Origin of the sequence: Pseudomonas sp. RIT-To-2 (genome assembly GCF_029623465.1) — a bacterium.
Classification (GTDB): domain Bacteria; phylum Pseudomonadota; class Gammaproteobacteria; order Pseudomonadales; family Pseudomonadaceae; genus Aquipseudomonas; species Aquipseudomonas silvicola.
This window is the reverse complement of the sequence record NZ_JAPYKM010000040.1, coordinates 15,439-39,463: the sequence shown is the minus strand read 5'-3', so window position 1 is coordinate 39,463 and position 24,025 is coordinate 15,439. Positions and strand designations below refer to the sequence as shown.

At 65.1% G+C, this 24,025-nt stretch carries 18 protein-coding genes; 4 read left to right on the top strand and 14 right to left on the bottom strand.

Annotated elements, in window-relative coordinates:
* Nucleotides 1-143: 143 nt before the first annotated feature.
* The 5 genes from QBK88_RS26215 to QBK88_RS26195 all read right to left on the bottom strand — a co-directional run bounded on the left by QBK88_RS26215 (nt 144) and on the right by QBK88_RS26195 (nt 6,696).
* Complete coding sequence (locus QBK88_RS26215) at nt 144-1,547, bottom strand: efflux transporter outer membrane subunit (RefSeq protein ID WP_277964323.1); 1,404 nt, start codon at nt 1,545-1,547, stop codon at nt 144-146.
* Nucleotides 1,544-3,511: a MacB family efflux pump subunit gene (locus QBK88_RS26210; RefSeq protein WP_277964322.1), complete on the bottom strand. Its 1,968-nt coding sequence runs from the start codon at nt 3,509-3,511 to the stop codon at nt 1,544-1,546. Before QBK88_RS26210 ends, QBK88_RS26215 begins: the two co-directional genes overlap by 4 nt.
* A 2-nt stretch (nt 3,512-3,513) precedes the next feature.
* On the bottom strand, nt 3,514-4,704 hold the full coding sequence (locus QBK88_RS26205) for an efflux RND transporter periplasmic adaptor subunit (protein ID WP_277964321.1): 1,191 nt from the start codon (nt 4,702-4,704) through the stop codon (nt 3,514-3,516).
* A gap of 240 nt (nt 4,705-4,944) precedes the next feature.
* Complete coding sequence (locus QBK88_RS26200; RefSeq protein ID WP_277964320.1) at nt 4,945-5,931, bottom strand: FecR family protein; 987 nt, start codon at nt 5,929-5,931, stop codon at nt 4,945-4,947.
* A 219-nt stretch (nt 5,932-6,150) separates the two neighbouring features.
* Complete coding sequence (locus tag QBK88_RS26195; RefSeq protein ID WP_158155493.1) at nt 6,151-6,696, bottom strand: RNA polymerase factor sigma-70; 546 nt, start codon at nt 6,694-6,696, stop codon at nt 6,151-6,153.
* A gap of 286 nt (nt 6,697-6,982) precedes the next feature.
* Between QBK88_RS26195 and pvdQ the strand changes: the two genes are divergently transcribed.
* Nucleotides 6,983-9,265, top strand: coding sequence for a bifunctional acylase PvdQ (gene pvdQ, locus QBK88_RS26190; RefSeq protein ID WP_277964319.1), 2,283 nt, complete (start codon nt 6,983-6,985; stop codon nt 9,263-9,265).
* Between the two features lie 54 nt (nt 9,266-9,319).
* Here pvdQ and azu read toward each other — a convergent pair whose 3' ends face one another.
* Complete coding sequence (gene azu, locus QBK88_RS26185; protein WP_277964318.1) at nt 9,320-9,769, bottom strand: azurin; 450 nt, start codon at nt 9,767-9,769, stop codon at nt 9,320-9,322.
* A gap of 229 nt (nt 9,770-9,998) precedes the next feature.
* On the opposite strand from azu, the gene QBK88_RS26180 reads away from it, so the two are divergent.
* Nucleotides 9,999-11,363 carry an LLM class flavin-dependent oxidoreductase gene (locus tag QBK88_RS26180; protein ID WP_277964317.1) on the top strand — a complete coding sequence of 455 codons (1,365 nt, stop codon included), beginning with the start codon at nt 9,999-10,001 and terminating at the stop codon, nt 11,361-11,363.
* A gap of 9 nt (nt 11,364-11,372) precedes the next feature.
* On the opposite strand, the gene QBK88_RS26175 is transcribed toward QBK88_RS26180, so the two are convergent.
* The 8 genes from QBK88_RS26175 to QBK88_RS26140 all read right to left on the bottom strand — a co-directional run bounded on the left by QBK88_RS26175 (nt 11,373) and on the right by QBK88_RS26140 (nt 21,912).
* Nucleotides 11,373-12,668 (bottom strand): carbohydrate porin, encoded by a 1,296-nt coding sequence (locus QBK88_RS26175; RefSeq protein ID WP_445765003.1) that lies wholly within the window; start codon nt 12,666-12,668, stop codon nt 11,373-11,375.
* 159 nt (nt 12,669-12,827) lie between these two features.
* Nucleotides 12,828-14,147, bottom strand: a complete 1,320-nt coding sequence (locus QBK88_RS26170) for a c-type cytochrome (protein WP_277964316.1) — start codon at nt 14,145-14,147, stop codon at nt 12,828-12,830.
* Nucleotides 14,144-15,922, bottom strand: coding sequence for a GMC family oxidoreductase (locus tag QBK88_RS26165; protein WP_268143175.1), 1,779 nt, complete (start codon nt 15,920-15,922; stop codon nt 14,144-14,146). The genes QBK88_RS26170 and QBK88_RS26165 overlap by 4 nt, the downstream gene beginning before the upstream one ends.
* A gap of 82 nt (nt 15,923-16,004) precedes the next feature.
* Entirely contained in the window at nt 16,005-16,730 is a 726-nt protein-coding gene (locus QBK88_RS26160; protein WP_277964315.1) for a gluconate 2-dehydrogenase subunit 3 family protein, read from the bottom strand.
* A gap of 144 nt (nt 16,731-16,874) precedes the next feature.
* On the bottom strand, nt 16,875-17,894 hold the full coding sequence (locus QBK88_RS26155; protein ID WP_268143171.1) for a LacI family DNA-binding transcriptional regulator: 1,020 nt from the start codon (nt 17,892-17,894) through the stop codon (nt 16,875-16,877).
* 106 nt (nt 17,895-18,000) lie between these two features.
* Complete coding sequence (locus QBK88_RS26150; protein WP_277964314.1) at nt 18,001-19,302, bottom strand: cytochrome c; 1,302 nt, start codon at nt 19,300-19,302, stop codon at nt 18,001-18,003.
* A gap of 12 nt (nt 19,303-19,314) precedes the next feature.
* A complete protein-coding gene (locus QBK88_RS26145) occupies nt 19,315-21,090 on the bottom strand; it encodes a GMC family oxidoreductase (RefSeq protein WP_268143168.1) in 1,776 nt (591 codons plus the stop codon).
* A gap of 102 nt (nt 21,091-21,192) precedes the next feature.
* Nucleotides 21,193-21,912 (bottom strand): gluconate 2-dehydrogenase subunit 3 family protein, encoded by a 720-nt coding sequence (locus tag QBK88_RS26140; RefSeq protein WP_277964313.1) that lies wholly within the window; start codon nt 21,910-21,912, stop codon nt 21,193-21,195.
* A 326-nt stretch (nt 21,913-22,238) separates the two neighbouring features.
* On the opposite strand from QBK88_RS26140, the gene QBK88_RS26135 reads away from it, so the two are divergent.
* Together QBK88_RS26135 and QBK88_RS26130 are read left to right on the top strand one after the other, a co-directional pair.
* Complete coding sequence (locus tag QBK88_RS26135) at nt 22,239-23,417, top strand: L-dopachrome tautomerase-related protein (RefSeq protein WP_277964312.1); 1,179 nt, start codon at nt 22,239-22,241, stop codon at nt 23,415-23,417.
* Nucleotides 23,418-23,467: 50 nt separating this feature from the next.
* The gene (locus QBK88_RS26130) at nt 23,468-23,950 is read left to right on the top strand and encodes a heme-binding protein (protein WP_277964311.1); all 483 of its coding nucleotides are present in this window, start codon (nt 23,468-23,470) and stop codon (nt 23,948-23,950) included.
* Nucleotides 23,951-24,025: the final 75 nt, after the last annotated feature.

Genomic DNA, 24,025 nt, shown 5'->3' with positions numbered 1-24,025 from the left:
TGCGCGGCGTACGTGACGCGGCCAGGTCCGCTGCGCGCGGTGTTCGTGACGCTTTTGGGTGCGCTGACGCCGCGTAGCAGCGGACCAGGCCGCGTCGGCGGTGCATGCGGTGTGGCCGAGTGGTCGCCTACAGGGCGTTGGCGCTACAGGCGCGCCGTCGCCCAACCGCCACCCAGGGCCTTGTAAAGCGCCACGCTCGCCTGCAACCGCTCCTTGCGCAGTTGCACGCGCTCGGCCTGTGCACTGAACAAGGTGCTCTGGGCCTGCAGTACGCTGAGCAGGTCTTCGGCGCCAGCACGGTAGCGGCTTTCGGCCAGGTCGAAAGCGCGTTGGGCCTGTTGCAGTTCTTCCTGTTGCCATTGGGTCTGGCGGTCCAGGCCGTCGACGCTGTTCAGGGCTTTCTCCACTTCACCGAAGCTGGTCACCAGCACGCCTCGGTAGCTTTCCAGCAGTTCTTCCTGGCGGGCCTGGGCCTTGTCCCGTTCCGCCCGCAGTTGGCCGTTGTTGAAGATGGGCGCGGTCAGGCCCGCGCCCAGGTTCAGTACCGGGTTGCGCAGCAGGTCCACGGCCTGCCGGTCACCGGTGGCCAGGCTGGCGGTCAGCCTCAGGCTTGGGAACAGCGCGGCGCGCGCGACCCGCACATCCGCCTGGGCCGCGGCCAGGCGCGCTTCGGCGCTGGCGATGTCGGGGCGGCGGGTCAGCAGTTGGCTGGGAATGCCGGCATCAATGGTCGGGCCATGCAGGCGTTCGAAGGGCACATCGGCCAGCTGAAGGTTCTGCACGGGCTCCCCCAACAACGTCGCCAGGGTGATCTGGGCGTCGCGGGCCTGCTGCCGGTAGCGCGGCAACTGGCGCTGCTGGCTGGCCACCAGGCTCTGCTGCTGGGCCAGTTCCAGGGCCGTGGCGGAACCTGCCTGGTAGCGGTGGCGCACCACGTCGAGGATCTTCTGCGCATTGGCAAGGTTCAGCGCGGCGATGCGCGTCTGCTCGCGGGCCGCCAGGGCATCCAGGTACGCGTCGGCGACCTGGCCGGACAGGCTCAGTTCCAGGGTATCGCGGTCCAGTTCGCTGGCCTGCAGGCTGAACCCGGCACTCTCACGGGCGGCGGCGTTGCGGCCCCAGAAATCCAGCTCGTAACTCGCAGTCAGGGCGGTGTCGAAGTAGTGGTAGGTGCGCGCATTGCTGGAGGTGTCCAGCTCGCTGTAGCCCTGGCCTCTGAGCAGGCGCTGGCGATAGGCATCGGCACTGGCGTTCACCTGCGGCAGCAGGGCCCCACCGGTGATACGCACATCCGCGCCGGCCTGCCGTACCCGCGCGGTGGCGGCCTTCAGGTCGTAGCTGCCTTGCCGGGCCTGTTCAACCAGTTGGCTCAGTTGCGGGCTGTTGAAGCTGGTCCACCAGGGGCCGAAATACGCAGGCTGCCTGGCGGTCGGACTGCCCCACTGCGGTGGTGGAGTGATGTCGCTATGCGGTGGCGGTGTCTGGCTGCAGGCAGCCAGCACGGCCACCAGGGGAATCAGGGCAAATGGGAGTCTGGTCATGGTCATTCACTGGTCAAAGCGGCAACCGGGTCGAGCCCGGCGGCCTTGCGGGCTGGCATGAAACCGAAGATCACGCCGGTGGCGACCGAGCAGGCGAAAGCGCCGAGCATGGCCAGGGAGGAGAACGCCACGGCAACCTTGGCCAGGTTCAGCGCAACCCCGATCAGCAGCGCCAGGGCCACGCCGATCAGGCCGCCCACCAGTGACAGCACCACGGCCTCAGTCAGGAACTGGCGCAGAATGTCGCGCTGCCGCGCCCCCGTGGCCACGCGAATACCGATTTCGCGGGTTCGCTCGCGCACGGTCATCAGCATCACGTTCATCACCCCGATGCCCCCCACCAACAGCGAGATGGCGGCAATGGAACCGAGCATCAGCGACAGGCCGTTGCGGGTGTGTGCCTCGGCCTGAATCAGGGCGGCGCTGTTGTCGATTTCGAAGTCCTGGACACCGTCATGCAGGTTCAGCATCAGGCCGCGGATCGCTTGTTCGGCTTCGTGTACCAGGGTGCTGTCCGCAGCGCCGATGACCACGTATTCCGGGTATTCAGCGCCGGACAGGCGGATGCGCGCGGCCGAGTAGGGAATGGCGATACGCAGGTCGTTGCGCTGGTTGGCGCCGCTGGAGCCCTTGCTGGCGAGTACGCCGATGACCTGGAAAGGCACGTTTTCCACCAGGATGTACTGGCCGATCGGGTCTTGGCCATCGACAAAGAGTTTCTTCCTGACTTCCGAACCGATCACTGCCACGGCAGCCGCGGCCGACATATCGGCGTCAGTGAAGAAACTGCCTTCGGTCAGGGGCCAGTTGAAAATGGACGGGAACACCGGGCTATAGCCACCGATGGTGGAGGTCATGTCGTGGCCGCCGAAACGCACCTGGGCCTGCAGGGTAGTCGCGGCCATGATCGAATTGACCTGCGGCAACTCGGCCAATGCCTGTACGTCGCTGAGGCGGATATGCCCCGGTGGGGCTCGCGGCGTAGCCGGGGCGCCGTTCATGAACATGATGTTGGAGCCAAAGGCGCCCATCTGCGCCATGACCTGGCGCTTGCTGCCTTCGCCCACGGCGAGCATCACCACCACGGAAGCCACGCCGATGATGATGCCGAGCAGGGTCAGGGCCGTGCGGGTGCGGTTGGCCCACATCACCCGCCAGGCTGCCACCAGGGCGTCACGGGTTTCCGCCAGCCAAGGGCTGCGTTCCTGATTGGCCCGGCTCAGGCGTTCGCGCAGCTCGGCGGCCTGCAAAGCACCGGGGCGTGGTGGCGGTGCCGGTTGGCCAGCTGCGCTGTCGCTGACCACCTCGCCATCACGAACCTCGATGACGCGCTGGGCACGGGCGGCCACGTCTCGGTCGTGGGTGATGAGGATGACCACGTGGCCCTGCTGCGCCAGTTCGTCAAGCAGGGTCATGACCTCGGCGCCGCTGTGGGTGTCCAGGGCGCCAGTGGGTTCGTCGGCGAGGATGATGTGCCCGCCGTTCATCAGCGCGCGGGCGATGGACACTCGCTGCTGCTGGCCGCCGGACAGTTGCCGCGGACGGTTGCCAGTGCGCTCGCCCAGCCCCAGGCGCTGCAACAGGGCGTGAGCGCGCTCGGCCCGGGCGGCCGCGGGTGTGCCGGCGTAGATGGCCGGCATCTCCACGTTTTCCCGGGCCGAGGCCGAGGGAATCAGGTGGTAACCCTGGAACACGAAACCGAAGGCCTCGCGACGCAGCCAGGCCAGTTCGTCGTCGTTGAGCGCAGCCACGTCTTCGCCCGCGAAGCGGTATTGCCCGGCCGTGGGTCGATCCAGGCAACCCAGAATATTCATCAGCGTCGACTTGCCGGACCCCGAGGTGCCGACGATGGCGATGAACTCGCCGGCATGGATAGCCAGGTCGATACCACGCAACACCTCGACGGTGGGGCTGTCGCCGCCGCCGTAGGACTTGCGGATGCCGCACAGCTGAATCAGCGGTGTGCTCATGGTCAGCTCCCGTTGCCGGTTGGGCCGACCAGCAAGCGGTCACCTTCCTTCAGGCCATCGAGAATCTGCACCCGCAGTCGGTCGCTGAGCCCGGTGCGCACCGCACGCTGCTGTACCTGGCCATTGTCGGCCAGCACCTGAGCGGTGCGCATGCCCTGCTCATTGCTTTTGCCTTGCAAGGCGGCGACCGGGGCGGTCAGCACGTCCTGGGCAGTGCCTGCGACGAAAAACACCTGGGCGGTCATGTCGGCCATCAGGGTGTTGTCGCCGTTGTCCACGTCCAGCAGCACGGTGTACAGCACCACGCGGCCGGCGCTGCTGCTGGTGCTGGTACTGCCAGCGCTGGCGGCTGCCGGGCTGCCACCGCCCTGGCTGAGCTGGTCCAGGGGCTTGGGCGGGATGGGCAGGATCTGCCGCACGGTGCTGGTCCAGCGCCGGCCACCACCGCTAAGGGTGGTGAAATAGGCCTGCATGCCTTGCTTGACCTGGCCGATATCGGCCTCCGACACCTCGGCCCACACCGTCATGGGCGACAACCGCGCGATGCGCAGGATCAATGGCGTGCGTTGCTGGGCGTTGAGGGTCTGGCCCTGGCGCGCATCGACGGCCACCACGGTGCCGCTCATGGGCGCGTAGATGCGCGTATAGCCCAGCTCGGCCTGGGCACTGCGCAGGGTGGCCTGGGCCTGGAGTATCTGCGCCTGGTACATGTCGATGCGCGCCTGTGTGGTCAGCACCTTGGCCTGGGCGGTCTGCACGTCTTCGTCACGGGTGGCGCCATCGGCGGCCATGCGTTGCTGGCGGCGCAGTTGCTGTCGGGCCAGCAGGTGTTCGGCTTGCTGCTCCTTGACCTGGGCCTTGAGCGTCTCGATGGCATAGCGTTCGGCATCCAGCTGCGCTTGCTGGGTGGCAGGGTCGATTTCCACCAGCAACTGACCTTGCTTGACGGTGTCGCCGACCTCCACGTGCAGGGTGCGAATCTGCCCGGAGGCCTGGGCGCCGACGTCCACGTACTGGCGCGGTTGCAAGGTGCCCAGGGCCGTGACGCTGGACTCGATGTTGCCGCGTGCCACGCGCACGAACGGACGCTGCTCGGCCTCATTGGGCAACAACTGCCACGCCGCCACGGCGGCAACGGGAATCAGGCACAGTACAAGGGTTGCAGCACGGCGGGTGAGGCGAAGGTAGGTCATGCAGTGGTCCGGCCCAATGAGGAAATGCCGCCGCGAAAGCGTGGCGGGCAAACTGCCGGTTAAACGAGGGTGGAGGGGTGGAATTTAGGGGGCGGGCGGTGACTGAATGTAACCAGACCAACCCGCACCGCGAACCTTGCAGCGGACCCAGGCCGCGTCACAGGTGCTGCGCGAACTCAGGCCCAGTGCATGCAACCTGAGGCTGTGGGAGCTGCTTCGATATGGGTGATGCCCTGGGGATCAAGGCGCATAGCGCGGCTTGGCGCGAATGACGGTGTCGCCTTCTTCATTGCGGCTGAGGTAGACGGGCAGCACCTTGGGCAGGTCCTGCACCAGCGCGGCGATGTTGCGGGTGTTGTAGATGCCGCCGATCTGCAATTGCCCGGTGGCGTTGTCACCCAGGTGCACGGGGGTTTGCAGGTAGCGGTTGATCTGCGGCAGGGCATCGCTGAGGCGCAAGCGGTCAAGTATCAGCTTGCCGTCGCGCCAGGCCAGGGCCTCGTCCGCCTGTGCGGACCCGACCTGGGGAATGCTCTGCCCGGCATCATACCGGGCTTGCATGCCGGGGCTCAGGTAAACGAGTTCGTTCGGACGCCGCCGGTCACCCATGACCTGCACCGAGCCCTGGGTCAGCGTGACCACCACCTGGTCCTGGTAGGTCCAGACATTGAAGTGGGTGCCAGTGACGCGCACCTGGCCCTGGCCGGCCTTGACCACGAACGGGTGGCTGGCGTCGTGCTGCACTTCGAAGTAGGCCTCGCCCTTGCTCAAGGTGACGCTGCGCTGATCCTTGTAGTTGGCGAAGGACAGCTGGCTGCCCAGGTTCAACTGCACATGGGAACCATCGGCCAGGGTGATGTCACGCACCGCGTTGTCGCTGCTGTAGCGCTGGTAGCTGTCGGGTATCACGTTCAGGTGCCACCCTGCCAATCCGATCAGGGGGATGGCCAGCAAGCCCAGTGCCGCAGCCAGCAGTGGCCGCCTGGCCCGGCGGGGGCGGGCGGGCGCGGCAGGCGCCAGGGGTTCGACCGGCAAATACTCGCTGACCGCCCATACATCCAGCATCGTCTCGAAGCGGCGCTTGTGCGCCGGGTCCGCGGCCAGCCATGCCTCGAATGCCTCGCGCTCCTGGTCGCTGAAATCCGCCTCGTGGATACGCATGCACCAGTGCGCCGCCTCATCGCTGAGGCTGCCTTGGGATGGGTCGGAGGCGGGAGGGGTGAGCATGGCGGGCTACCGGCTGGCTGATCGAGTCTCGTACGAAGCAGCGCCCCGTTCTACTGAGATGGCGAACAATTATACAGTGAAATATCACTCCACGTAGTGGCCTGGTGCCACGAGGCGGAGGGACGCGCGGGTGCACCATAGCGCGCCAGGCGGGTAGACAACAAGGTGGTGTCGGCTGATACGCGGGTGGCGCCCGCTGAACGGGCGCCATGAAAACCTTCAGTGGCCCTGGCAGGCCTCGATGTAGTTGGTGCAGTGCGTCAGGGCGTCGCGGATCATGAAATTGACCAGGGTGGGCGAGACCCCCAGCTCGGCGGCAATGTCCTTTTGCGGCTTGCCGTGTACCCGGTACATCACGAAGGCGTAGCGGGTGCGTTCAGGCAATTGCGCCAGGGCGCTGTCGACCTTGCCCAATGTCTGGCGGTCCACATTGATCGACTCCGGGTTGGCGAACTGTGGGGCGGCATTGAGGTTGTGCTCGTCGTTGACGAAGTAACGCTGCTCCATCGACTGCTTGCGGTAGTGGTCGATGGCCAGGTTGCGCACGATACGGAAGATGTAGTTGAGGCGTGCGTTGAAGGGCAAGGTGTCGGCCTTCATGCTGGAGACCCGCAGGAACGCGTCCTGCACCACATCTTCGGCGCGGCTGTGACAACCGGTGATGCGCGCGGCCGTCTTGAGCAGGCCACTGCGGTTGGTAATCAGGGTCTGGAGAAGAGAGGGGAATCCATTGAGTGGAAGGTCGTGAGTGCCTGATTCCTGCATGCTGCTACCTGCTAGGTCTGAGTGACAGAAGGTTGTATCCATACGTAACGGCGAGGACATTAGAGTTGTTGGTTATCGTTGTCAAATGAGAATTTGTTCTATCTGTAATCTTTTTCGTGCGCTTCCATGGTGCTCATTTGCCAGCTTCTTGCCCGCAGGCGCGATTTCGGGGCAGCGGGCCGGGGAGGCGCCGTTGTGCGAGCCGAGTAAATTTCACCCGCGCGTGATCGTCTCCTGAGCAGCCTCATTCCGGCCCGCATGTGGGCCGTCTGTTCAAGGAGCCCCTGTGCATTCGTTTCCGATACAAAGCGCGGCCTGGGCCGCCTGCTGTCTGCTGGCGGCCACCGCCCACGCGGCCGCCCCCGCACCCGTGGCGCAACTGAGCTGGACGTCGCTGGGCGTACCGCATATACAGGCCAGCGATGACCACGGGCTGGGCGAGGGCATCGGTTATGCCTATGCGCGTGACAATCTCTGCCTGCTGGAAGACGAAGTGCTGACCGCCAGCGGCGAGCGTGCCCGGTATCTGGGCCGGGCGGGCACGTCCTCCAGCGGCCTGGACAACCTCACCTCGGACATCTTCTTCCAATGGCTCAATGGCCCTGAGGCGGTGCAGGCGTTCTGGCGTGCGCAGCCGCCGGCCATGCAGCAGCGCATTGCCGGCTATGTGGCCGGGGTCAACCGTTACCTGGCCCAGACGCCCAGCGCGCAGCAGCCTGAACAGTGCCGCAACGCAGGCTGGCTACGGCCGTTGGCCAACGACGACGTGATTCGCCTGGTGCGGCGCATGCTGGTGGAAGGCGGCGTTGGGCGTTTCGCCAAGGCCCTGGTGGCCGCCGCGCCACCGGGTGCCGCCGGGCCACAGGCCGCCAACCCCCAGGCCGTGGCTCAAGCGTTGGCGCAGTTGCAGACGTTTGCCAACACCCGCGGCAGCAATGCCATCGCGGTGGGTGGCGCGCGCAGTGACAACGGCAAAGGGTTGCTGTTGGGCAACCCGCACTTCCCCTGGACCGGTGGCCTGCGTTTTTATCAGATGCACCTGACCATCCCCGGGCAACTGGACGTGATGGGCGCGGCGCTGCCGGGCTTGCCGCTGGTGAATATCGGCTTCAACCAGCACCTGGCCTGGACCCATACCGTGGACCAGTCCAGCCACTTCACCCTGCACCGGCTGACGCTGACCGACGCTGGCAAGGCCTACCTGGTGGACGGCCAACCCCAAGCGTTGAAGAAACAGACCTTCACCGTACGCGTGCGTGAAGCCGATGGAAGCCTGGCAACCGTGAACCACGATGTCTACCGTTCGCGCTTCGGCCCGCTGGTGATGTTACCGGGCCTGATGCCCTGGGACGCCAGCCATGCCTATGCCCTGCAGGACGCCAACCTGGGCAACGACCGCATCCTGGCCCAGTGGGACGCCATGAACCGCGCCACCAGCGTCAAGCAGTTGCAGCAGGTCGTCGCTGACCATCAGGGCATTCCCTGGGTCAACACCCTGGCGGTGGACGACACCGGCCAGTCGCTGTACATGAACGCCTCGGTGGTGCCCAACATTCCCCTGGCGCAACTGGCCCAGTGCGCCGATCCGGCGCTGGTCAAGGCGGGTCTGCCGGGGGTGGATGGCAGCCGCAGCGCGTGTGACTGGCAGAACGACGAGGGCGCCCAGCAGCCGGGTATCGTCGCCGCTCGGCACCTGCCGCAACTGCTGCGCAATGATGTGCTGCAGAACTCCAACGACAGTGCCTGGATGACCCAGCCCGCGGCACCGCTGGTGGGCTTCTCGCCGTTGATCAGCCGCAGCGACCGGCCGCTGGGCCTGCGTGCACGCTTTGCCCTCGATCAGTTGCAGCGGTTGGGCAGCCAGGCAGTGACCCCAGCGTTCTTGCAGAGCCTGGTGACAGGCAATCGCGTGTACCTGGCTGACCTTGTGCTCGACGACATGCTGGCGTTCTGCGGCGCCCATGACGATGCCACGACCGCATCCGCCTGCGCGGCCCTGAAGGCCTGGGATCGCCGTGCGCAACTCGACAGTGGCCTGGGCATGCTGTACTTCCAATTGACCTTGGCCGGGTTGCAGACCGGGCAGGACTGGCGCGTGCCATTCTCGCCCACTGACCCCGTCCATACCCCTGCCGGCATCGCCTGGCAGAACCCGGACGTGGCGGCGCGCCTCAAACAGGCGCTGGCCACGGCCAGCGCCCAGGTGGCCAAGGCAGGCCTGGCCGCCGATACTCGCTGGGGGCAGTTGCAGGGCGTGCAGCGCGGGGCCCAGCGTATCGCCATCCCGGGCGGTGACGGCAAGCTGGGTGTCTATGACGCCATGACGACCCGGCGCCATGGGCTGCAGTTGGATGTCGATGGCGGCAGCAGCTATATCCAGTTGGTCGGTTTCGACGCCAATGGCCCGGTGGCGCGTGGGTTGCTGGCATTTTCCCAGTCCAGCAACCCGGCATCGCCGCACTTCAAGGACCAGACCCTGCTGTTCTCCGCGCAGCAGTGGCAGCCGTTGCCGTTCACCCCGGCGCAGATCGCCGCCGACGGTGAACATGAGGTGCTGCAATTGCGTTGAGCCTGCCAGCCCGGCCGGCGGTTACCCTGCAGGGTAACCGTCCCGCCGCGCGGTTCAGCCGCTGAACGTCAGCGTGCCCTTCATCATGGTGGCGTGGAAGGGGTAGGAACAGAAAAACACGTAGTCATCACCCTTCTTCAGCTTCCTGGTGTCCAGGGTCACCGTCGCTTTCTCGCCACCGCCAATCAGCTTGGTGTGCGCCAGCACGCGGGCATCACCCGGTTGAACATAGTCGTTGCTTTCGCCCGCCTTGGAGCCGTCGTCGGTCACGCCCTTGAGGTCATCCTTCTTGCTCAGCACCCAGTTATGCCCCATGACGTTCTTGGGGAGTGTGCCCGGGTGTTCCAGGGTGACCTGGAACTGCTTGCAGCTGGCGGGCACGGCGATGGTCTTGAGGTCGTAGGTCATCTGATCGGTGCCATGGATGGTCACCGAGCACTGGGTGTCGGCGAAGGCGAAACCGGAAAGCGTCAGTGCAGCCAGGGCTGCGGCAGTGCGAAGCATGGTCTATCTCCAGAAATGAACGGGCGGCGCCACGGGGGCGCTGGCCTAGAGCATGACGAAGCTCGCTGGCGAGGCTTTAGAAAGCTGAGGGGGTTTTCATTTGCGCACGCCCGAGGGGTGAAACGCATAATCAAATAATTTTATGTTACTTCCTGTTTAATATCAGTGTTGTGATAATTCGCGCCTGTGCGGGAATACGCCCGTCACCCGGCAAAGGAAGCAGGTACCCATGATGCACCTGGCGCTCTACCTCGAAGCAGGCATCCACCAGGGAGGCTGGCGGCACCCTGACTCCGCCACCCGTGGCGGTGTCGACTGGCCCTTGTACAAGAAGATCGCCAAGCGCGCCGAAGCGGCCTGCCTGGACATGCTGTTCGTGGCCGACAAGTTGTCGATCGACGACAACTACGGTGGCCACTTTGCCGACACCGTGAAGTACCGCCCCGTGGCGCGTCCCGAACCGTTGACCCTGCTGGCCGCGCTGGCGGCGGTTACCGACCGCATCGGCCTGGGCGGCACGGTGTCTTCCTCCTATTCGGCGCCATTCACGGCGGCGCGGATGCTGGCCAATATCGACCACCTCAGCGGCGGCCGGGCGGCGTGGAACGTGGTCACCTCGGTGAGCGACGGCGAGGCGCGCAACCACGGGCGGGCCACCCATTATGCCCACGGCGAGCGTTACCAACGCGCCGAAGAGTTCATCGATGTGGTCCGCAAACTATGGGATAGCCACGGTGATGATGCGCTGGTGCGAGATGTAGCCAGTGGCGTGCATGGCGACCCTTCACGGTTGCAGTATGTCGACCATCGGGGCGCCCACTTCGACGTGCGCGGGCCGTTGAATATCGCGCGCCCGCCCCAGGGCCACCCGGTGCTGATCCAGGCCGGGGTGTCGGAGACCTTCATCGACCTGGCGGCGCGACACGCCGAGGTGGTCTTCGTGGTGCAGGCCACGCTGCCCCGCGCGCGGGATTTCTACCGCCTGATCAAAGAGCGCGCCAAGGCGTTCGGCCGTGACCCGGCCTCGATCAAGGTGCTGCCAGGCATTGTGCCGATCGTCGGCGTGGATGCCCGGGACGCACGTGAAAAGGACGCGTTGCTCAAGTCGCTGATCCGTCCCGAGGCTGGCCTGAGTTTCATGTCCGCGAGCATGAACCACGACCTGTCCCAGTACCCGCTCAACGCGCCGCTGCCGGATATCACCGAGCGCATCACCGGCAGCAAGGGCCGTTTCCAGTACGTCATTCAGGAAGCCGTGGCCCGGGGCATGACCGTGGCCGAAGTGGGCAAGTGGTACGCCGAAAGCCTGTCATTCTTCTCCCCCGTGGGCAGCCCCCAGGAAGTCGCCCAGCAGTTGATCGACTGGTACCAAGCCGAAGCCTGCGATGGTTTCGTGGTGCTGCCGGCGTACCTGGAAGAGGGGGATGACCTGTTCCTCGGCCAGGTGGTGCCGTTGCTGCAGCAGGCCGGGGTATTCCGCCAGTCCTACCCGGGCACGACCCTGCGCGACACCCTGGGGCTGACAACACCGGGTAGCGGCCCTGCCCGCGTCGGCGGTATAGGCGCTGGGCCTGATACCGCGCGGCGCAGTTGACGTGGCCGGTCAGAACTGTGACTGCACCTGCAAGCCCAGCACCAGCGCATTGTCGACTTCACGCACACCATCCGGGTGCTTGATGTACTGCAGGTTGGGCATGATGTTCAGCCATTTGGTCGCCTGGATGCCGTAGTTCAGCTCGGTGGCGTATTCGGAGTGCTGTTCGGGCACGTAGCCGGCGTCGTCGTAGCTCAGGCCGCTGGCGGCGTTTGCGGTCTTGGCGTTGCGCAGGAACAGGGAACTGGCATGCACGCGGGCGATGCCCAGGCCAAGGGTGTCGGTGGGGCGGGCGTCGAAGGGGCCTTTGTACACCAGGCTGACCTTCTGGTAGCTGTCCACCGGGGTGGTGGCGCGGTCCTGGAAGGTGGCACTGGCCGTCAGTACCAGCCCGCGCGAAGCGTCGCCGTTGACCGAGGTCAGTTGCTGCTTGCCCACCAGCCAGAAACCATGGCGGCTGGAATCGCTGCGGTAGGCTTCGCCCGTGAGGGCCGCTGGCTGGTTGTTGCTGTCCTTGTAGACGTCGGTGCCGTTGGCGGTGCTGTGGTAGTAGCCGATGCGGTATTCGCCCGGCAGCCGGTTGACCGTGGGGGCCCATACCAATTCCACCGGTACCAGGGTGCCCGTGGTGCCGGCGCCGTTGAGCTTGAAGCCGTTGTCGTTGTCCAGGTCCGAGGGGTTGATGTTGAAGGCGCCGATCTGTGCATAGACCTCGCTGCTCAGGCGGTAGCGCACCCGTGCGGCCCATTGGCTGATGGGGCCGTTGTAGATGCTGTCCACGTAGTTGCCGGGTTGCGAGCCACAGAAGGCCAGGCCCTGGAACAGGCAGTCCTCGACGGCGAAGTCATCGCTGACGGCGAAGCGGCCGGCCTTGATGTTCAGGGTGTCGTCGAACCAGCCCTTGCTCACCCACAGTTCGCTGAGGCGGCTGACGCTGCCACGGCCCTGGATTTCCTGAGTCGAGCCCAGGCCGGTGGCCCGTGGGTCGCTGATCTTGTCGTTGATGTTGCTGCCGTTGCGGTTGGTGACCGATAGACTGAAGGCCGCGTCCTGCCAACCCAGCAGTTTTTGCAGGTCGATGTCGGCCCCCAGGTTGAACTGGTCGGCGTAGCGGGTCACCCGGTCATGCTTCTGGTAGCCGCCGCGCAGGTTGGACGCCGACTCGCCGGTGTAGCCCATCTTGATGTCGATGCCCTTGTTCAGCCATTCGCTTCGCAGGCCGCCCCAGTCGCCGGTCATCCAGGGCGAGTCGGCTGCGAACGCGTCGGCGGCCTGGGCACCGGAGGCGGTGCAGACCGACAGCATCAGCAAGGTGGCGCGCGGGTAGCGGGCCAGGTAGGAGGGTAGGGGTCCCATGGTGCGTGAGTCCTTTTACTGGATAGGGGGCACCGCACGTGCACGCCTGCCCTGCAGGACCGAGCTTCGCACGGGCCTGCAGGGAAGGCTGCTACGGCGGAAAAGTGTTCAGTGAATGCTCAGTTGAGCGGGCAGTTTGAGGTCCTTGCGGGTGTCGGCGACCTGCTTGGCCGTGACCGCCGGTGCAGCGTTGCCCCAACTGTTGCGGATATACGTCAGGGTGGCCGCGACCTGCTCATCGGACAGTTTCCAGGCAAAGCTGGGCATCGCGCCGCTGGTAGGGTTGTCCAGGGTCACGGCACCGCGGCCTCCCTGCAGCACGGTGGTCATCAGGCTCTGAGCGTTGACAGCCTGCACGCCGGGGTTATTGCCAAAGCCCGCGGCCAGTTGGTTGATTCCCTTGCCATCGCTGTTGTGGCACGCGGCGCAGTTGGCCGAGTACACATTGGCACCCCGTTGCATGACCGGGTCACTGGCCGCCAGCGGCTGTGCCTTGGCGGTATCGGAGCCGGGCAGGCTTTGCAGGTACGCGGCAATGGCCTGCAGGTCATCGTCGGTCATGTGCTGCGTGGAGTTGGTCACCGCTTCGGCCATGGGGCCCGAGGCGACGGCTACGTCGTTGCTGCCTGTCTTGAGGTACTGCACCACCTGCGCGGGTGTCCAGCCACCAATGCCCACGGCAGGGTTACCGGTGATCTCCGGCGCATGCCAGCCTTCCAGCTCGCCGCCTTGCAGGAACGCGCCACCCTTGTCGCCGCCCAGGAAGTTCTTGGCCGTGTGGCAGGCCGCGCAGTGGCCCAGGCCTTGTACCAGGTAGGCGCCACGGTTGATCTGCGCGCTGGCGCTGGCCACGGGCACGAACGGGGTCTTGTCGAAGAACAGCAGGTTCCAGCCCATCATCATCAGGCGGATGTTGAACGGGAAGGGCAACTGGTTGGAGACCACCTTGTTGTCCACCGCCGGCACCGTCTGCATGTAGGCCCACAGGTCATGCATGTCCTGGTCGCTGACTTTCACGTAGGCGTTGTACGGCATGGCCGGGTACAGGTTCTCGCCGTGACGGCCTTTGCCCTCGCGCACCGCGCGGGTGAACTCGGCCTCGGTCCAGGCACCGATACCGGTGTTCTTGTCCGACGTGATGTTGCTGGCCAGCAGGGTGCCGAAAGGCGTCTGCAAGGCGTAGCCACCGGCGAAAGGCTTGCCCTGGTGCGGGTCGGTGTGGCACGCGGCGCAGTCGCCGGCGATGGCCACGTAGCGGCCGCGGGCAACGGCGGGGTCTTCGGTGGTGGCCGGGGCCTTGACGCCCTGGGCACTGTCGGTCTGCTGGCCGGGTTGCGTCAGGGTCTCGGCGGCCAGCACCAGGCCGACCACACCGCACAGGGCCAGGCCGCCCAGGGCGATGCTGGCCAGGGAATGTCGGCGCTTCATGCCGGTACCTCCACCAGAGGGCCACGTTTGCCCAGGTATTGATCGATGATGGCCTTGGCCGTCCACAGGCTCAGGGCGCCGATGGTGGAGGTCGGGTTGTAGCCGGCGTTGTTGGGAAACGATGAGGCGCCCAGCACGAACACGTTGTGCACGTCCCAGCTTTGCTGGTAGCGGTTGAGCACGCTGGTCTTGGGGTCCAGGCCCATCACCGCGCCACCGATGGTGTGGTCACTGGCAGGCAGGTAAGGGCCGTAGTTGACGGCGGCCGAGTCAAAGCCGTTGACGATCTTGGCGCCCATGGCCTTGCCGATCTCGACAGCGCGGTCTTCGGTGAAACGGGCCATGCGCCGGTCGTTTTCGTTGTAGTCGAAGGTGACGCGAATCAGCGGGTCGCCGTTGGCGTCCTTGTACTCCGGGTCCAGGTCCAGGTAGCACTCGTCATGGGAGAAGCTGGTGCCCTGGTTGAAGATGAAGGTCCCGTTCTGAAACGCATGGGTATAGGCCTTCTTCCACTCGCTGCCCCAGCGCGGGGTGCCTGGTGGCACGGCGTCGGCGTTGCCGATGGGGCGCGCGCCGCGGGCCACCACCAGAATGCCGGCGCCGCCGATGAAGCCTTTGCCGGTATGGTCGAAGTTATCGCCGTTGTAGTCGTCCACCTGGGCGGAGAGGGCCCCGGCGCCGATGTACTGGTTCAACTGCTCGTCTTCGAAGAACAGGTTGGCGCCAGACACGGTCTGGAAGCTGTAGGCCCGGCCCACCACCCCCTCACGGGTTTCGGGGTTGTACGGCTTGCCGATTTTCGACAGCAGCAACAACCGCACATTCTGCATCTGGAAGGCCGAGAAGATGACGATGTCCGCCGGTTGCTCCCATTCCTTCTTGTTGCGGTCCAGGTACGTCACGCCCGTGGCGGTCTTGCCGTCCTCAGCCAAGGTGGCGCGCAGCACCGCCGACTCGGTCAGCACGGTGAAGTTGCTGCGTTGCATCAGGGCCGGTATCACGCAGGCGTTGGGGCTGGACTTGGAGAAGTTGCCGCAGCCGTAGTACAGGCAGTAGCCGCAATACGTGCAAGGGCCCATGCGCACGCCCAGCGGGTTGGTGTAAGCCTGGGACGCCTGGCCAGCCGGTACCATGAACGGGTGCAGGCCGAGCTTTTTGCTACCGTCGGTGAACAGGTCCGTCAGGCGCGTGGTGGCCAGCGGCGGTAGCGGAAACTCGCTTTTGCGGTTGCCTTCGAAGATATTCGCACCGTCGATCTTCTGACCGTTGAGCACACCCGCCTTGCCGGAAACGCCGGCGATCTTCTCGAAGCGTTCGTAGAAGGGTTCCAAGTCGTCGTAGCTCACCCCCCAGTCCTGAACGATCAGGCCCTCGGTGATCTGCTGCTTGCCGTAGCGCTTGAGGGTAAAGCTGTAGGGTTCGAAGTCAAACGGCAGGAAGCGCCAGGCCATGCCGGCCCAGTGGGTACCTGAACCACCGACGTTGTAACCCAGCTCGTTCAGGCTCCAGTCACGGGTGGGCAGCGCGGTCTGCGAGCGGTTGTTGCGAAAGGTGGTGGTTTCGATGGCCGGTGGCAGCAGCATGCTGCGGCGGGTGTCCCAGCGCAGTTCGTCGGTGTCTACCGAAGGTGGAAAGTCAGTGGAGGTTTCGAACCAGGGGCCACGTTCGATCGCCACGACGTTGAGCCCGGCGCGGGTCAATTCTTCGGCCATCAACGAACCGCACCAGCCGAGGCCGACGATCACCGCATCGGCTTTTGGGCGTACATTCGCCATCAATCAGTACCTCTTCAATACAGCATGATCACGGGGTTACAGGCGAGTGTCGGCAGAGCCGCACCGCTCACGGAATGGGGTGTCAGAGGGTGTTGTCGATCAAACTCGTGGGGATGATCGACAGCTTCTGGCCCTTCTTGGCGATCACGTCGCGAAAGTCATAGCGCGCACCCGGGAAGCCGATCATTTTCCAGCTGGCCATGCCCTTGTTGCCGCCGTAGAGGGGGTCGGCGAAGAACCCTTCGCGGACATTGGCCAGGATCTGTTCGAACAGCTCCTTGACCTCCAGGTCCGGCCCCAGATCCAGGGCCAGCTTGCCGCTCTCCATTTGCCGCAGCAGGTCATCCTGCCGGGCGCCATCCAATTGCGCATAGGCGGTGCTGAAGGTCTTGTGGCAATGGTTGTCCAACGCCGCGAGGCCCTGGCGCCAACGGTCTGCCGGGGTCAGCGGCGACTGGGTGCCCTGTTCCGGTGTGCCTTTGACGAAACGGCCCAGTCGGTACAGGGTGGCGCCCTTGCCGTAGTCGCCGGCCAGTTGGCGGTCGATGAACACGGCGCAACCGGCTTCCTTGCCACCGATGCTCAGCGCGTCCGCCGGGATCAGGCGGTCAGCCAGTGCGCCGGCCGCGTCGAATTCAGCCTGGGTGAAAAACGCCAGGCCGCCCTGACGGGGTGCGGGCAACGAAGGCACGTTGGCCTTGCCGGGTTCCCATGGCTGGCCGCCGCTGATGACCTCGGCGCGCGCAGCAGGCAACGTGGACGCTGCCGCCAGGGCCAGTGCCGATGAAAGGAAATCTCTGCGCTGCATGAAGGTGTCCTGTGGGCGATGAGGAAGGTCGAACCGCGCTACAACGCGCCTGAGCGCGCGACCAGGCGGTCACGGCGGGCGAGTCTAGGGGTGCGGCATATCACCACGCCACTAACAAATTGACGTTTTCACGTCAGAACCCATTCAGTTGGGGAGGGTCTCCTCGATCACTATGCGCAATTGAGGGGTTGCCCTGGCAGGCGCTTCCAGGTCGCCGTTGGCGACGAGCAGGTGCTGGATGGCGGCCTCGGCCTGGCCCTCGGGGTCCTGGTCGATGACCAGTGACAGCAAGCCTTCGCGCAAGAATTGCGCGTGCTGCTCGCTGGCCTCATGGGTCAGCCAGACGGGGCGCAGGTTTTGCGCCAGCAGTGCCTGGCGGATACCGGCGGAGCCGCTGCCGGTGTTATAGACCGCCGCCAGGGGGTGCCCGTCGGCCACGGCATCGTGCACGGCCTGGGCGGTCTTGTGGTCATCGTCGTGACAGCCCACAGGCCCGATCACTTGCAGCCCGGGGGCGCGTTCACGCAACACTTGCAGGAAGCCTTCCACCCGCTCCTGGTGGGCGTGGTAGAGCAGTGAGTTGGTGATCAGCAGCACCCGCCCCCGGGTGGGAATGGCCCACTGGCTGAGCAGCCGCCCGGCACTGCGGCCAGCCATGCGGTTGTCGATGCCGATGTAGGTGGCGCCGCTGAGTTCGGACAGGCTGCTGGTCAGCAGCACCACCGGCACACCCTGGTCGATCTGTGCTTTGAGCGCGGCGCGAACGGCGGGCTGGTCCTGTGCGACCACGATCAACCCTTGCCGGGCCGTGGTCGGGTTGTTGATCAGGTCGACCAGCTCGCCCGGGTTACCCTCTCGCCAGATGTGGCGTTGCAGCACCATCCGCGAGCGATACAGGTTGGCCTGTTGTGCAAACCCCTTTGCCACGCGCCGGTAATGGTCTGTGGTGCTGTCGACCATCAGCAGGTCGAAGCGCAATAGGCCGTGCACCGGTGAGGGCAGCACGCGCCGCAGGTCCAAAGCACGTGCGGCGTTCAACACCTTGCGGCGCTTGGCGTCGGAGACACTGCCGCGCTCATTGAGTACACGGTCGACCGTGCTGAGACTGACCCCGGCCAGCTCGGCCACATGAACCAGGCGTTTCTTTCGATTGATGCTGTCCAACGAAACATTTCCGTAAGGGGGAGGCCAAGGGCAATTTACCATGCAGCGACTTCCTTGCGTGGTCGATGACCTGCCCCCACTGGCGCGGCAGCGGGGGCCGTCACCCTCACAGGCCGCTGATCGGTGTGTCGGCTTTCAGCGCGGTGCGCGCCTTGGCCACCTGCGCGGGGGCCACGGCGGGCGCGGCGTTGCCCCAGCTGTTGCGCACGTAGGTCAGCACGGCGGCAATGTCGGTGTCGTTCAGTTTCCAGGCGAAGGACGGCATGCCCGCTGCGGTGATATTGCTGTCGGTGGCCGCCGCGCGTCCGCCCTTGAGCACCGCGCTGATCAGGTTCGCGCCGCCAGGGGTACGCATGCCCGAGTTGTCGGCGAAGGCCGGCACCATACCGCCAATGCCCTCGCCACGCACATTGTGGCAGGCCATGCAGTTGGTCTCGTACACCCGCGCGCCGCGTTGCATCACCGGGGCGTTGGCGGCCAGCCCGGCGGGCGCCTGGGTGCCTGAGCCTGGCAACGACTTGAGGTACAGGGCAATGTCGGCCAGGTCCGTGTCATTGAGGTACTGGGTGGAATGCTCCACCGCTTCACCCATGGCGCCGGCCGCCACGGCGGTGTCGTTGCTACCGGTTTTCAGGTATTGCCGGACCTGCTCCGCGCTCCAGTTACCCAGCCCCAGGTGGGCATCGTTGGTGATCTCGGGAGCATGCCCGCCCAGCAGCGCGGCGCCTTGCAGGTAGGCGCCGGTGTCGCCGCCCAAGGCGTTCTTCGGCGTATGGCAGGCGGCACAGTGGCCGGCGCCGTCCACCAGGTAGCGGCCTCGGTTCCATTGCGCCGATTGCTCAGGTACCGGCACGTAGGCGGCGTTCTTGAAGAACAGCAGGTTCCACCCCAGCATCGCCAGGCGAATATCATAGGGAAAGCCCAGGGTATTGGCCGCCGGTGCCTGGCTGACCGGGGCCAGCGAGCGCATGTAGGCCCACAGGTCATGCAGGTCGCTGTCGCTCATCTGCACATAGGCGTTATAGGGCATGGCCGGGTACAGCAATTGGCCGTCCTTGCGCTTGCCGTGGCGCACGGCACGGAAGAAATCCCGCTCAGTCCAGTTGCCGATGCCGGTCTGGCGATCAGGGGTGATGTTGGTGGAGTTGATCACGCCAAACGGCGTCTGCAGGCCATAGCCACCGGCGAAAGCCTTGCCGCCCGGGGCCGTGTGGCAGGCGGCGCAGTCACCCTGCACGGCGATATACGCACCCTGGCGCACCTGGGCCGGATCGGGGGGCGTGCTGTCCGAGGCCTGCAATTGGTTATCGGCGATGTCATCGGCGCGGGTGCTGCCGTTGATGTACAGCGCCGCCCCGATGCCGGCTACGACCACGATCGCCAGCCCCGCCATGATTGTTCTTTTCATTGGTTAGTGTCCTTATGCCTGAACCAGCGGGCCGGGGTTCTTCACGTACTGTTCCTTGATTGCCTTGGCGGTCCACAAGGCCAGCGCACCAATGGTGACGGTGGGGTTGAAACCGCCATTGTTGGGGAACGAGGAGGCACCCAGGACAAACACGTTGTGCACGTCCCAGCTCTGCTGGTAGCGGTTCAGGGCACTGGTTTTCGGGTCGGTGCCCATCACCACGCCACCGATGGTGTGCGAGGAGTCGTTGGCGCGGAAGGGTGTGTAATGGTCGGCCGCGAAGTTGTAGGACTCGACCTGCGTGCCGCCTACGGCCTTGGCGATGGCTTCGCATTTCTGGCGCACGAACTCGCCGGAGCGCTTGTCATTGAGGTTGTAGTCGAAGGTCATGCGCATCAGCGGGCGGCCGAAGTTGTCTTTGTACACGGGGTCGAGGTCGAAATAGGCGTCTTCATGGGAGTAGCTGGTGCCCTGGCCCTGCACCATGGCCCAGTTCTGGTAGCTGTGCTGGAACGACTGTTTCCAGCCTTTGCCCCACGCGGGCGCACCCTTGGGCAGCACCCCGGCCATGCCGATGGGCAGGCCGTTGTTGGACAGCGACTGAATACCCGCGCCACCGATGAAACCCAGGCCGCTGTGGTCAAAGTTGTCGGCATTGAAGTCGTCGATCTGGATGGCCAGGCAACCGGTATTGATGAATGGGTTGAGGTACTCGTTTTCGAACCACAGGTAGGCGTAGGACAGGGTCTGGAAACTGTAGTTGCGGCCGATCACCCCACGCTTGGTGCGGGGGTCGTAAGGCTCGCCGATTCCCGACAGCAGCATCAGGCGTACGTTGTCGAGCTGGTAGGCGGCGACGATGACAATATCGGCGGGCTGCTCGCCGACCACGCCATCCTTGCCGACGAAGCTCACCCCGGTGGCTGTCTTGCCGTCGGGTGCCTTGTTGATGTGCAGCACCTCCGTCTCCGTCATCACCTCGAAGGTAGGCTGGCGCATCAGCGCGGGTACCACACAGGCGTTGGGGCTGCTTTTGGACCAGTTGCCGCACCCGAACAGTTGGCAGTAGCCGCAGTAGGTGCAGGGGCCCATGTGCACGCCCAGGGCATTGACGTAGGCGCGCGAGATGGTACCGGCCGGAACCGGGAAGGGGTGGTAACCCAACTCCGTGGTTTTCTGGGTGAAGATGTCGTTCCAGCGGCTGGGCACCAGGGGCGGGGTGGGGAAGTCGCGGCTGCGCGAGCCTTCGAACGGGTTGCCGCCGGGAATGATCTTGCCATTGATGACCCCGGCCTGGCCGCTGGTGCCGGCGATGCGTTCGAAACGATCGTAGAAGGGCTCGAGCTCGTCGTAGGTGATGCCCCAGTCCTGTACTTGCAGGCCAGGCACCAGTTGCTGCTTGCCGTAGCGCTCGACGGTCTTGCTGTAGGGCTGGAAGTCGAACGGGTTGAAGCGCCACGAAGCGGCGGCCCAGTGGGTACCGGCGCCGCCGACGTTGTAGCCCAGCGTCAGGTTGCTCCACTCGCGTACCGGCAATGCCTGTTGCGTGGCGTTGTTGCGGAAGGTGTAGGTTTCCAGCTTCGGTGGCTGCAGGATTTCCTTGCGCGTGGCCCAGCGCAGTTCATCGGTGTCCACCGAGGGGGGGAAATCGGTGGCGGTGTCGCGCCAGGCGCCGCGCTCGATGGCGACGACCTTGAGCCCGGCCCTGGCCAGTTCTTCGGCGATCACCGAGCCGGACCAGCCCAGGCCGATGACTACTACGTCCGCTTTGGGTCTTGCGTTTGCCATGGGGCAATCCTTTATTGCGCGCAGCCGGGCGCCGTGCCCAACGTGCAAGTGCGAGGGGGAGCGGGAACTGGCACGCCAGCCCCCAGAAAGGCTAACGCGGCGTCACGCCGGGTCGCGGTCGAGCAGGCTTACCGGCTCGATGTTCAACGCCACGCCTTTTTTCTGCAGGTAGGGGCGGTAGTCGTAACGGGCGCCAGGAAAGCCGATCAGTTTCCAGCCCACCATGCCGCGGTTGCCGCCGTACATCGGGTCGGCCAGGTAACCTTCGCGCACGTTTTGCAGCAGCAGGGCGAAGAAGTCGGCGGTGCCGGTATTGGGCAGTTTCAGGGTGCCGCTTTCCATGTCGCGCAGCAGGGCGTCCTGGGTATCGCCGTCCAGGGCGCTGAAGGCCTTGGCGTGGCGGGCCTGGCAATAGGCGGCCAGGTCTTTGAGCCCGGTACGGTAGCGCTCGGCAGGCGTCTGCTTGAACTGCGGGCCCTGCTCTGGGGTGCCAGGTACAATGGGCCCCAGGCGATAGACACTGGCCGCCTGGCCGAACGCTCCCGCCAGCTCACGGTCGATGAATTCCACGCAGCCGGCCTGGCTGGCGCCGATGCCCAGTTCATCCTCGGGGATCAGCCGGTCGAAAATAGCCGCCACCTCCCGAGCTTCGTCAGCGCTCAGGTAAACCAGGCCACCTTTGCGCGTGGGCTTGGGCAATGCATCGGGCTGGGTGCCCACCGGCATGGGGGTACGCGAGCCAATGACGCTGGCGCCAGCGCTGCTGGCCACGCCGAGCGCCGTCAGTTGCACGAGCGAAATCAAAGCCTCTCGTCGTTTCATGGTCACACTCCTCAGGTCTCACGGTGCAGTACGCCGCTGCAGGTCGGGCTGCGCGCAAGGCCCGTTCCAGACGGGTTGGCACAGCCACGGCGGGCGAGTCTAGGGGTGCGGCATATCACCACGCCACTAACTAATTGACGGTTTCCCTTCAAATCCAGCAAAGGCACTTGTACTGACCCAAGGGCTGCGTTAGCGTTTTCAGGACAAATGGTAACGATACCATTGTGGTCCGCCTGGGCCTGGAACAATGCCGTTTTCGAACGCGAGGCCCAGCGTTCATGCACGCAACACCGGTTCGAGTTTCATCTCACAAGGAAAATAAGAATATGCTGAATCGACGACACTTCTGCCGCGCCAGCGTCATTGCCGGCGGTACCTTCGCGCTGGCGCAAGGCCCGTTAGCCCAGGCCGTCGGGCTGTTCAAGGCCGGCCAGCCGTTGACCGAAGTCGCCCGCCTGGACTGGTTGTGCAATGCTCTGGCGTTGACGTCCACCGGCCGCCTGTTCGTGGGGCTGCCGCGTTGGCCGGGTTTTGAAAATACCCCTTCCATCGCCGAGGTGCTGCCGGACGGCAGCCTCAAGCCATTTCCCGGTGGTGCCTGGAACCAGTGGGCGCCTGGCAAGCCCGGGGGCAAGGCACTGGTCAAGATCAACACCATCCATATTTTCGACGACGACACCCTGTGGGCCATCGACCAGGGCGAAGACGCCGGGCCCAAGGGCATCAACCCGGCACAAAAGATCCTGCAGTTCGATACCCGCGACGGGTCGCTGCTGCGCAGCATCAGCTTGCCGCCGAAAGTGCTGCCAGCGGGGGCCAACCTCAATGACCTGCGCCTGGACAGCGAACATGCGTACGTCACCGACTCGGGCCTGGGCGCGATCATCGTCATCAACCTGCGCACCGGGGTCGCGATCCGTCGGCTGGCCGAGCATCCTTCCACCAAAATGATTCCCCAGCGCCGGCCAGTCGGCGAGGACGCCCAGGTGCTGCTGATGCCCGATGGCAGTGACCATCAAGTGCACTCCGACCCCATCGAGATCAGCCCTGACGGTCAGTGGCTGTACTACCAGGCCCTGAGCGGTCCGTTGTGGCGCGTGCCCACCGCAGCACTGCGCGATGCCAGCCTCAGTGAAAAGGCCCTGGGCGAGCGAGTCGAGTTTGTCTACGACACCGGCCCGCTGACCGGCACTGCGATCGACAGCGCTGGCAACCTGTACCTGGGCGAGTACGACAAACCGCGGGTGACGGTACTGTCCCCCGACGGCAGCCTGCGGGTGGTGGTGGAAGACCCACTGCTGTCGAACCCCGATGCCATGATCATTTCCGACCAGCGCGAGCTGTACATCCCGGTACCCCAGAGCGCGCGGATGGCTGCCAACCGCGGGCCGGGTGGCAAGAGCGCGCTGCAACTGCCGTTCAAGATCTACAAGGTAAGGTTGCCAGCCACGTTGGGCAGCCGCGAGAAAGTCCCGGCTTTAACGGGGGCGGCCCTGTCGTTGTAGCCGCTGCCACAGTTTCAGGCCCTTCAATAAAAACCAAGAGAAGCTCAACAATGAAAACAAAATTGCCTTTCGCTGCCTTCACACTTTCCCTGCTGGTGCCGGTCCTGGCCCAAGCGCAACCGGTGGAACAAGTGGTTGCTCAACCCAATGTGTCCACGGCCGCCGCGCTGCAACTGGCCGAGCGCGCCACTCAGTTGGCGGCTGAGCGCCACATGAAGATCTGTATCGCCGTCACGGACACCGACGGCCACCTGCTGGCCTTTACCCGCATGCAGGGGGCCTATGCCGGCTGTGTCGATGCCTCTATCGCCAAGGCCACCTCGGCCGCACGTTTCGCCATCAACACCATCACGTTCTACGACCTGGCCCGCAAAGAGAACCTCGCCATCGGGACCATTCCAGGCATATTGCCAGCGGTGGGAGGGGTGGTACTCAAACAGGGCGGTGCGGTGGTGGGCAGTGTGGGCATCAGCGGCGATACCGACCTGACGGAGCAGAAGCTGGCCGAGGACCTGTCTGCGACGTTCATCTAGCAGCCCACGCAGGCGATCATGCAGTACAGGTGATCGCCTGCGATGCAGGCGGCGCGGTCAGTTCCACAAAGGCAG

Coding starts and splice junctions, on each gene's coding strand:
- QBK88_RS26135 (WP_277964312.1), top strand. CDS start 22,239: ATGCTGAATCGACGACACTTCTGCCGCGCCAGCGTCATTGCCGGCGGT.
- QBK88_RS26130 (WP_277964311.1), top strand. CDS start 23,468: ATGAAAACAAAATTGCCTTTCGCTGCCTTCACACTTTCCCTGCTGGTG.
- QBK88_RS26175 (WP_445765003.1), bottom strand. CDS start 12,668: ATGCTGTCGGTCTGCACCGCCTCCGGTGCCCAGGCCGCCGACGCGTTC.
- QBK88_RS26145 (WP_268143168.1), bottom strand. CDS start 21,090: ATGGCAAACGCAAGACCCAAAGCGGACGTAGTAGTCATCGGCCTGGGC.
- QBK88_RS26200 (WP_277964320.1), bottom strand. CDS start 5,931: ATGCTCACCCCTCCCGCCTCCGACCCATCCCAAGGCAGCCTCAGCGAT.
- QBK88_RS26165 (WP_268143175.1), bottom strand. CDS start 15,922: ATGGCGAATGTACGCCCAAAAGCCGATGCGGTGATCGTCGGCCTCGGC.
- QBK88_RS26150 (WP_277964314.1), bottom strand. CDS start 19,302: ATGAAAAGAACAATCATGGCGGGGCTGGCGATCGTGGTCGTAGCCGGC.
- QBK88_RS26170 (WP_277964316.1), bottom strand. CDS start 14,147: ATGAAGCGCCGACATTCCCTGGCCAGCATCGCCCTGGGCGGCCTGGCC.
- QBK88_RS26140 (WP_277964313.1), bottom strand. CDS start 21,912: ATGAAACGACGAGAGGCTTTGATTTCGCTCGTGCAACTGACGGCGCTC.
- QBK88_RS26205 (WP_277964321.1), bottom strand. CDS start 4,704: ATGACCTACCTTCGCCTCACCCGCCGTGCTGCAACCCTTGTACTGTGC.
- QBK88_RS26180 (WP_277964317.1), top strand. CDS start 9,999: ATGATGCACCTGGCGCTCTACCTCGAAGCAGGCATCCACCAGGGAGGC.
- QBK88_RS26215 (WP_277964323.1), bottom strand. CDS start 1,547: ATGACCATGACCAGACTCCCATTTGCCCTGATTCCCCTGGTGGCCGTG.
- azu (WP_277964318.1), bottom strand. CDS start 9,769: ATGCTTCGCACTGCCGCAGCCCTGGCTGCACTGACGCTTTCCGGTTTC.
- QBK88_RS26160 (WP_277964315.1), bottom strand. CDS start 16,730: ATGCAGCGCAGAGATTTCCTTTCATCGGCACTGGCCCTGGCGGCAGCG.
- QBK88_RS26210 (WP_277964322.1), bottom strand. CDS start 3,511: ATGAGCACACCGCTGATTCAGCTGTGCGGCATCCGCAAGTCCTACGGC.
- QBK88_RS26195 (WP_158155493.1), bottom strand. CDS start 6,696: ATGCAGGAATCAGGCACTCACGACCTTCCACTCAATGGATTCCCCTCT.